The 6779-nt window shown below is 32.2% G+C and carries 8 protein-coding genes; 4 read left to right on the forward strand and 4 right to left on the reverse strand.

Annotated elements, in window-relative coordinates; translation table 11 throughout:
* The first annotated feature begins 155 nt into the window (after positions 1–155).
* Together CLLU_RS17645 and CLLU_RS17650 are read left to right on the forward strand one after the other, a co-directional pair.
* The gene (locus CLLU_RS17645) at positions 156–869 is read left to right on the forward strand and encodes a CAP domain-containing protein (RefSeq protein WP_106011078.1); all 714 of its coding nucleotides are present in this window, start codon (positions 156–158) and stop codon (positions 867–869) included.
* Between the two features lie 171 nt (positions 870–1040).
* The gene (locus CLLU_RS17650; RefSeq protein WP_106011079.1) at positions 1041–2831 is read left to right on the forward strand and encodes a DUF2207 domain-containing protein; all 1791 of its coding nucleotides are present in this window, start codon (positions 1041–1043) and stop codon (positions 2829–2831) included.
* 67 nt (positions 2832–2898) lie between these two features.
* Here CLLU_RS17650 and CLLU_RS17655 read toward each other — a convergent pair whose 3' ends face one another.
* Positions 2899–3423, reverse strand: a complete 525-nt coding sequence (locus CLLU_RS17655) for a flavodoxin domain-containing protein (protein ID WP_106011080.1) — start codon at positions 3421–3423, stop codon at positions 2899–2901.
* Positions 3424–3571: 148 nt separating this feature from the next.
* Between CLLU_RS17655 and CLLU_RS17660 the strand changes: the two genes are divergently transcribed.
* Positions 3572–3949 (forward strand): PH domain-containing protein, encoded by a 378-nt coding sequence (locus CLLU_RS17660; protein ID WP_106011081.1) that lies wholly within the window; start codon positions 3572–3574, stop codon positions 3947–3949.
* A gap of 178 nt (positions 3950–4127) precedes the next feature.
* On the opposite strand, the gene CLLU_RS17670 is transcribed toward CLLU_RS17660, so the two are convergent.
* Both CLLU_RS17670 and CLLU_RS17675 read right to left on the reverse strand, forming a co-directional pair.
* The gene (locus CLLU_RS17670; RefSeq protein ID WP_106011082.1) at positions 4128–4385 is read right to left on the reverse strand and encodes a hypothetical protein; all 258 of its coding nucleotides are present in this window, start codon (positions 4383–4385) and stop codon (positions 4128–4130) included.
* A 160-nt stretch (positions 4386–4545) separates the two neighbouring features.
* Positions 4546–5388, reverse strand: a complete 843-nt coding sequence (locus CLLU_RS17675) for a 4Fe-4S double cluster binding domain-containing protein (RefSeq protein ID WP_242977741.1) — start codon at positions 5386–5388, stop codon at positions 4546–4548.
* Positions 5389–5622: 234 nt separating this feature from the next.
* On the opposite strand from CLLU_RS17675, the gene CLLU_RS17680 reads away from it, so the two are divergent.
* Positions 5623–6180 (forward strand): CGNR zinc finger domain-containing protein, encoded by a 558-nt coding sequence (locus tag CLLU_RS17680; protein WP_106011083.1) that lies wholly within the window; start codon positions 5623–5625, stop codon positions 6178–6180.
* Positions 6181–6232: 52 nt separating this feature from the next.
* On the opposite strand, the gene CLLU_RS17685 is transcribed toward CLLU_RS17680, so the two are convergent.
* Positions 6233–6779: hypothetical protein (locus CLLU_RS17685; protein WP_207656030.1), on the reverse strand; the 547-nt coding region annotated here is incomplete at its 5' end.

Raw genomic sequence — 6779 nt, forward strand, 5'->3', positions numbered from 1 at the left:
TTATAACCCTTAATTGCCATAAATTTCTGTAAATTTTGTAAAATGTTTTTAGTGTATTTACAAAATAGAATCATTATATTCATATTTATTCTTTATACTCTAAAATAAGTTTTTATTATTATAGTAAAAACTAAAATTTTAGGGGGTTTTACTTTATGAATAAAAAAATCAAGTCAATAATTGCAGCACTTACTATAGCTGGAACTTTACCGGCGGTTACACCTGCCGTAGCAAAAGCAGCTGAAACTAACTGTCCTGCTTCAGTAAATCAGCAGACCTGGATAAAAGACCTTTCAAATAAATATACTCAATGCAAAAATTTCAAAATTATTACAAACAGTACTGCAGCTGCGGACAAATCATCGACAAATGCCAGTCAGCCTACGCAGACTGCAGATAACACGAAATCAAATACTGCACCTGCCGCCTCTGATTCTACAAAACCATCACAAAATAGTGGACAAACTTCTTCTGCTATAAGTGCAGAGGCAAATGAAGTAATCAGATTGGTAAATGTGGAAAGAAATAAAAATGGACTAGCTCCACTTAAAGCCAATGCCGAATTATCCAAAGTGGCAGCAACTAAAGCCCAGGATATGATTGATAAAAATTATTTCAGTCATACTTCACCTACTTACGGTTCACCTTTTGATATGATGAGCAAATTCGGCATCAAGTACACGACAGCAGGTGAAAATATTGCATACGGCCAGAAAACTCCTGAGGAAGTAATGAACGGGTGGATGAATTCTTCAGGTCACAGAGCAAACATATTAAATTCCAACTTTACAGAAATTGGAGTTGGAGTTGCTAAAGACAAAAATGGAACTCCATACTGGGTTCAGATGTTTATAAACCCGGCTAAATAATTAATTTTATTTAGTTATTTATGAAAATAAGAGTCATTAGCTTAAATGGCTCTTATTTTTATATGCCTGTGGTAGACACAAGAACAGAAGCTAGTGTATACTAAAATATGTGTGATAATAGATCTGAGTTTAATCTTAATATAGAACCTTAAAAATCTCAGGAGGTCATCAATGAAAAAATTTCTTCTATGCTTTTTTGTAATATTTACCATAATTTCTATCAATCCACTCAATGTTTCAGCCTCAGATGAAGTAGATCTGTCCAAATTCAACATAGAAACTACAATAAAAGAAGATGGTTCCATTGATATGGTGGAATTTATAACCTACAATTTCAGTGGAAAATATAATGGAGCTTATAGAGACGTATCCATTAAAAATACGGACGGCATGTATAATGCAAAAGTATCCTATGTATCAAAATCCGGACAGGAAACACCCTTTAGAAAAGTAAATACTGCGGAAAATGGAGACGACAATGTATTTCAAATATTGAAGCAGGATACAGATCTATACAGGATCAAAATCTACTCCCCTTCAAAGGATGAAGAGAAAACTTTTAAAATAACCTATACCATGAAAAATGTTGCCACGAAGTACAAGGATACAGGTGAATTTTTCTATGAATACTGGTCTGATTACAATGAAACTGAAATAGATAAACTAAAAATTCACATCAATATTCCCGATATTGCAGAGGATAATAATATTAAAGCCTACTATCACGCCGTTTCATCTGGAAATGCATCTGTCAAAAATGGAAGTGTGGATTACATCTTTCCTCATGTTAATTCAAAAGAACTGGTGGAAACCAGAGTGCTTTTTCCGGCAAGTTCAATTCCACTATCTTCCAAGATAAGGAATGAAAATGCCCTGAGCAGAATTCTAAAGGAAGAAGCAGATTACAGAGAAAAACAGCAGCAGAAAATAGCCCGTGCCCTCAGGATAAAAGAGATATTCAATTATGTAAGCATGATTTTAGGACTGCTTTTTATCATATCCATGTTTTCGGTATGGAGGAAATTCAGAAACAATCCCCAGGATATATACAGCACCTACTCTCCTCCGGAGCTTCCTGAAGAATGTACTCCTGCAGTTGCGGCTTACATGGTAAACAGAACTGTAGACGGAAGAACTACATATGCTACAATACTTGATTTATGGAGAAAGGGTTATTTAACCATTGAAAAAACAGAATTTGAAAATAGTAAAGACAAAGTTGATTTCTCAATCAAAAAAGTTAAAGAAGCAGCACAGGAACTTCTAAAACATGAGAGATATTTTATAAGCTGGCTGTTTGACACACTGGGAGATGGTGAAACTGTCACTACATCAGCTATAAAGAAATCAAATGAAAATTCATCTTTCTATTGTGATTTTCAAAAATGGTCAAAACTTGTAGAGGAAGAAGTCAAGTCAAGAAATTATTATGACAAAAAAGCCAACAGCGCCGGCAGATGGTTAATACTGTTTTCAGTTATAGGCATAATTGTTTCTATTGTATCTCTTGCTTTCAGAGCTTATTTTGGAATATTCAGCTTGCTTGTATCTATCTTCGTGATGATCTGCGGTATATATTATTGTATTAAAAGAAGTCCCTACGGGCAGTCTCAATACAATAAATGGATAAAATTTAAAAACTATATTAAAAATGCAGATTTTACTTATAATACCAGTACAGATTATATAGAAACCTACATTCCATATGCGGAAGCCCTGAAGATAGAGAGAAGCAATATGTCAAAGCTGATGGAATCCTTCCACAATCCTTCACAGGATATGGGCTGGATATACTATTACCTCCTATTTGACAGTATGAATTTGAACAAAAGTGAACAATTCAACTACTATATATACGATTCCTTTGGAAATGGATCCTCCGGCAGTTCGGGTTCTTTTTCAGGTAGCCCAAGTTCAAGTAGTTCCGGCAGTTCCGGAGGCGGAGGCGCCGGTGGATTTTAACTGTTCTGACTGCAAACTGTCATTTCTACGAATCTATTGATATTGGATTAAATAAACAGAAGGTAGTTCACTGTTTTCTCACACAGTCAACTACCTTGTTTATATTATCCTTTCTCGTAAAATCCACTGGCTTGTCATAAATGGCAAGCATACCTTTTTCATCCTCCGTCAATTCTTTTTTTCCTTTTATCTTCCATTTCAGCAGTGTCATGAGCATTCTGTCGAAAGTTTTCAATTTACTATAGTCAAAACCGCCTCTCATATAAAAGAAATGTATGCGTTTTTGCTGCTCGGTCGTGAAATTTTTATTTCTTATTTCATCTGACGTTTCTTCCCTTGCCGGAGATGCACCGGTTGCAAATACAATTATCCTCTTGTCTTTGAGTTTATCTAAATTTTCCAATATAAGCTTTATTCCATTGATGCTGACAGCATATAATCCTCCACCGTAGATAACAGTATTGTAATCTGCCAGCATATCAGCAGTGACTTTCTCAAATTCAAAAATGTCAGCAGAAAGTTCTTCCGCAATCCAATCGGCATATTTCCTGGTAAAACCTGTTTTTGACTTGTATATCACTACAGTTTTCATTATCCACCTCTCAAAATATAAATTATTCTGTTTTTAGAAAATATTATTTAAATTATACCATAGTGTTCTGATCAATCCAAAAGGATTTTTTCATAGTCATGTAGAATTATTATTAGATGAATACACTATAATTAATGGAGGAGAATAAATGGGATTATTCGATGGAATGATGGGAAATGCCTCGGAAATTGACGTTAAAGAGGTGCAAAAGGAATTTGATAATATACTTACAGCTTCAGAAAGTGTTGAAAAAGCTTACAAATTGATCCGTGACATGTTTATTTTTACTGATAAGAGACTTATATTGATGGATAAGCAGGGAGTAACCGGGAAAAAAGTGGAATATCATTCAATTCCATATAAAAATATCACTCACTTCAGCATTGAGACCTCAGGACATTTTGACCTGGATGCCGAACTTAAAATATGGATATCCGGAAATCCAGAGCCTGTACAGAAACAGTTCAACAAAAGCCTAAACATATATGAAGTTCAAAGTGTACTTGCACAATATGTATTGGAATAGCTTTTTATGGAACAATCCTTCTGAACAATGGGATTGTTCCATGATTTTCCTTTAAAAATACTATGCAATATTGTTAAATATACAATTATAAACTTTACTAATTAATTTTGGTTGTATAAGTGGATATGTCCACTTTCTAGGGAAGTTATCAAATAAACATACTTTTCTATTGTGATCATTATTCAGTTAAATCACCTTCTATGTTTTTAATTATAGCAGTTTGATCTGGCAAGTCTCCAATTTCAATGCTTATTTCTGTGCAATTATCTATTAAATTTTCATTAAAGTTCTTAAGATATTGAAGTAGATTATTATCATCAATGTGGCTATCTTTATTTACAATAACAGACATTTTATTTATCTTTGAAATTTTCAATTCTTTACAACAACTATTTAAGCTCTGTGATATTTTACTCAGTAATATGGTATCATGCATGAAAATCATCTCCCCAAATCTGAATATATTTTACTATTAAAATATATTCAGATTTACTTTGATTATGAATAATATTTATACATAATTACTTTCCAGGCTGGGCGCATTAAATCAAAAAATGGATTTAATCATTAAACACTTCATGTCATAAAATGAGAATTTATTTACTTATCAATATCTTTAAATTGCGGGCAAGCAAATTATAATCTTCTACAAAGTTGATTGTATCCAATTTTCTATAAGTTGTTTCAGGTAGTTTATATAATTGGGTTCCTGCCAATATCATTTCAGTTTCGTAAGAATCAAATTCCGCAATATCTTCTATATTATCGATATGTTTTCTATTAACAGGACAAACACTCTGGCATCTCATGCAGCCTATCAGTGAATTATGACAGCTTGAATTCATCCATTTTGGAAAACCCCCTTCATTTTCGTTATACAGGGTAATACATTTATCCGCATGTATTGGGAATCTGTCATTTGCTATCGCTCCTCCAGGACAATTTTTCAGACACAGATTGCAATCCTTACATGTATCCATAATTTTATTTTCCTGCCAGGTATCATTTTCACAGGGCATATCTGATATGTATACACCAATCCAATAAAAACTGCTTTCATCATCTATATAGCATATATTATTTCTACCGTACGAGCCCAATCCACTTCCTACTGCCAAAAGCTTGCAGGGAAGATTGATTTTTACCGCTCTAAAATTTATACTGCAAAGTACCCTTTCAACAATTGAAGTCACTTCAATTACTTTTTTCTGCTTTTTTTCAAGTTTGCTATTTGTATTGAACAGGTACATTGGCGGCATGATAACAGGCTTCTTTTTCATTTTTATTGTAAAGTATATTCTGGACACTGGCTGTGGAACTGCTATTACTATAATTGATCTTGCTTTAAAAGAAACTTTTAGAGTATTATAATTGAATTCATCTAAATATTTTCCTATACAGAGATTAATGTCTATATGGTTTTTCCTTGTATTTTCCATATTTGATTTTATTTCTTCAATATGCTCAATAGAAACAATTCTTGTTTTGAATCATAGGACTCAATTTGACTTATAAAGTCATTTGTGACACTATAGCTGCTCATATTTAAAACACTCCCCCATTTTATTATTCACAATGTAACTGTTATTTTGACATAAAGCAGTTACATTGATATAATTGATAATAACATATCATCAAGTAACGATCAATATAACGGGTGGAGGTTACACATTTTGAATTTCTTATGTATCGATTTTATTAACAGCCAGTGGTATAAAAGCCACAAAATTTTCAAAGATCCTTTAAAGGATAGAGATCTATTTAAAAGCTTTTGTGAAAAATGGGATCTAGTTCATTTAGACACATTTGATGGGAAATTAACCGATAAGCTATTGGAATTTAGAGATTTTTTGAATTGTATTGTAAATAATTTGTGTACTAAAAATACAATCTGTCAAAAAGATATAGATGAAATAAACAAATACCTTGCTTCCCTTTCTTTTTGTAAAGTCTTAAAAAAAGAAAAGGAACGATATATTTTAAATATCATCCCTGATAAATCCAATTTGAACCAGATTATCTCTAAGATAATTTTATCTTTTGTTGAAATGATAACAAATTACGATATAAAGCGGATAAAAATTTGTAAAAATCCTGAGTGCGGATGTTTTTTTTATGATGAAAGCAGAAATCACACACGAAAATGGTGTGACAACACCTGTGCAAGTCTTGTGAAAGTACGTAGATTCAGAAAAAGACATAAAATAAAAAAAGCATCCAATTCTGGATGACTAATTTTATTATTATTATTTATTTTGAATTTTTAAAGACTGTACTTATATTTCATATTTCAGAAAATATCTTAATATATTCCTGGGAAAGAGGCAGCACATTGTCAAGGATATCGTCCACTATTTCATCAACATTTTCATCTGTAATCTTTATACCTTCCATACCATCTTCCTCATCTGTAATCATGTTCTGTTCTTTAAAATTTTGTCTCTCATATTCACTGTCCATGTTCTGCAGCTTTTCAATAAATTTATCATATTGTTTTTTATAAATTGCTTCATAGCTGTCATGTTCCAGTGCTTCTGAATTGTTTATACATTTATTTGACAGATAAATACTATCCTCAGAAAACATAAGGTTCCCATATACATAAGCTCTCATACAACATTTTCCATCATTTGTAGGCAAATTCAACTTCTTGTTTTCCTTTTGATGTATATTGAATTTGTAGTCAGACTGCCTTCTTTGCAAATAACATTTGGAATCCAACTGTGATAATTTATCACTTACATGTTCAGGTATATCTGATTTGAATTTCTTTATAGCGTTTTTAACTGTAATACCCATATTATCTCTCCTTATTAATATTCTTATATAC

Origin of the sequence: Clostridium luticellarii (assembly GCF_002995845.1) — a bacterium.
GTDB classification, from domain to species: Bacteria; Bacillota; Clostridia; order Clostridiales; family Clostridiaceae; genus Clostridium_B; species Clostridium_B luticellarii.

Bases quoted from the DNA above. Each gene is read 5' to 3' on its own strand.
- CLLU_RS17645 (WP_106011078.1), top strand. From the start codon at position 156: ATGAATAAAAAAATCAAGTCAATAATTGCAGCACTTACTATAGCTGGA.
- CLLU_RS17650 (WP_106011079.1), top strand. From the start codon at position 1,041: ATGAAAAAATTTCTTCTATGCTTTTTTGTAATATTTACCATAATTTCT.
- CLLU_RS17655 (WP_106011080.1), bottom strand. From the start codon at position 3,423: ATGAAAACTGTAGTGATATACAAGTCAAAAACAGGTTTTACCAGGAAA.
- CLLU_RS17660 (WP_106011081.1), top strand. From the start codon at position 3,572: ATGGGATTATTCGATGGAATGATGGGAAATGCCTCGGAAATTGACGTT.
- CLLU_RS17670 (WP_106011082.1), bottom strand. From the start codon at position 4,385: ATGCATGATACCATATTACTGAGTAAAATATCACAGAGCTTAAATAGT.
- CLLU_RS17675 (WP_242977741.1), bottom strand. From the start codon at position 5,388: ATGGAAAATACAAGGAAAAACCATATAGACATTAATCTCTGTATAGGA.